The organism is Nocardia sp. XZ_19_369 (assembly GCF_015355715.1).
GTDB lineage: Bacteria > Actinomycetota > Actinomycetes > Mycobacteriales > Mycobacteriaceae > Nocardia.
The window spans coordinates 1-514 of the sequence record NZ_JACVED010000061.1 but is presented as its reverse complement, the minus strand read 5'-3'; the positions used below and the strand labels follow the sequence as shown (position 1 = coordinate 514).

Genomic DNA, 514 nt, shown 5'->3' with positions numbered 1-514 from the left:
ATCGCAGCCTCCTACGTCCTTCATCGGCTCCTGGTGCCAAGGCATCCACCGTACGCTCTTAAACACTTACTAACAAAGATGCTCGCGTCCACTGTGCAGTTCTCAAACAACACACAAAGCCAAACCCGTACTCAGCACCAGCCGGGACCGAAATCCCGCGGTATGACTGAAGATCCAGCCTTGTCGTTATCTTGCCCAGAGAAACACTCGCGTGTTCTCTCAGGACCCAACAGTGTGCCGATATATCCACCGCGACCAACCACTTGAGGGCCGGCCACATGCGATGAAGCGTGTCAGTGTTCCACCCATGAGCGTCCGCGGTCCCACGAATGGGGACACAAACGGTCTCTGACGCATTCTCATTCGACTGTTCGAACAGCGTTGCGTAGAAGTGCTCCTTAGAAAGGAGGTGATCCAGCCGCACCTTCCGGTACGGCTACCTTGTTACGACTTCGTCCCAATCGCCAATCCCACCTTCGACGGCTCCCTCCCACAAGGGGTTAGGCCACCGGCT

The 514-nt window shown here is 56.2% G+C and carries 1 rRNA gene; it reads right to left on the bottom strand.

The window, feature by feature from the left end:
* Positions 1-402: 402 nt before the first annotated feature.
* Positions 403-514, bottom strand: a 16S ribosomal RNA gene (locus IBX18_RS41845); the annotation flags it as partial.